Here is a 1,456-nt window from a genome sequence, read left to right on the forward strand (position 1 = left end):
GAGGATGTCCCGAGTTCCGTGGAACTTCGGTGGCGGTCCGGTGAGCATCAGGCTGCGCTCACTTGATCATTGTGCACTTCGGGTACGACAGATTCGGCGGTCTCGCGTTCGAGGGCTGATCGCAGTGACGGCAGGTGCAGGTGGCCGTTCACCCGGCGGAACTGCTTGCCGGCCTCGATCATCCCGGCCGCACACCAACGCAGCGCCATCTGCCCGTCGCGCCAGCGCTTGACGTTGCCGGCGTGTTCGCGGCAGACCGAGATCATCGACTCGATGCAGTTGGTCGAGCGCAAGGTGCGGGCCAGGGTGGGCGGCACACCCAGGCGCAGCACCGTGAGCGTCTCATCGAGCCCCTCGCGCACACTCGCCGCCGCGCCGGGATGGGTGCGGTCGAGTTCCTTGGCCAACCCCAGCAGCGCGGCTTCGGCCTCCAACGCTGATCCGGCGTGGTAGGCATCAGTCATCCTGCGGCCTACGGTGGTTCGAAGGCGTTGGGGCAAATGGTCTTTCACGTTCCGAATCTTGTGCAGCTGACAGCGCTGGATGACGGGGTGATCGAGCACGTCGAGCACCGCCTTGCGCAGCGCCTTGGACCCGTCCAGACCGACCAGCATCGGGCGGGTGACGTCCAGGCCACGCTCGCGCAGGTCCACCAGCAGCTCGGTGACCAACGTGGCGTTCTCCGTGGAGCCCTCCACCAACGCCAGCGGATGCTTGACCCCGTCGATGCCGATCCCCATCGCCACGACGCAACACGACTCGGCGAAGTGCACCCCGTCGATCATCAACGCCACCAGATCCAGCCCGGACAGATCAGCGGCCAGCAATTCGGCCAGCGCGGTCTCGGTCATCGCCACGAACCGCCGCGAAACCGCCGACTTGCTTGTTGCCGAACACGTTTCGGCGACCTGGACGCCGACCGGCTCCAGCCCAACCGGGTAACGGCGAGTGGACAGCCCGGCCAGCATCTTCTCCATCGCCATCTTGCCTAGGATCTCGGTGGAACTGAACAGCTCATAGGACGCCACCGCCAACTCGCCCGTCCCGTCGGCGGCGCGCACCCGAGGCCGGGTCACCGGCACCCGCCGCCCACCCAAGGTCACCGAGCCGCGTTCACGACCATGCCGCACCGCCCGACGCGCGCCGTCATGGCGGCCCTTCGGGCCCGCCAACGCGGTCACGTCGGCCTCCATCAACGCCGCCATCACCTGCAGGCCCGCGCCGACAGCCAACGCCAGCAGGCCCTCGCTCATGTTTTCGGCGATCTCGCTCATCGCCACACTGACCCGTTCGGGAACCGCGGATGCGCTCACCTCGACGGACTGAATCTGGTTACTCTTCTTCATGGTGGTCCCCTTGCTGTAGGAGTTCTTGGCGGAACGCCCGATACCTACCACACGGCAGGTTTCGAGCGGGGGACCGCCACCTCAACTTCTACGAGACCCGGGACAACCTC

At 66.6% G+C, this 1,456-nt stretch carries 1 protein-coding gene; it reads right to left on the reverse strand.

The features are described from left to right. Positions 1-47: 47 nt before the first annotated feature. The gene (locus CSQ99_RS30570) at positions 48-1,346 is read right to left on the reverse strand and encodes an IS256 family transposase (RefSeq protein ID WP_099042696.1); all 1,299 of its coding nucleotides are present in this window, start codon (positions 1,344-1,346) and stop codon (positions 48-50) included. Positions 1,347-1,456 lie beyond the last annotated feature (110 nt).

Origin of the sequence: Mycobacterium neglectum, assembly GCF_002591975.1 — a bacterium.
Classification (GTDB): Bacteria; Actinomycetota; Actinomycetes; order Mycobacteriales; family Mycobacteriaceae; genus Mycobacterium; species Mycobacterium neglectum.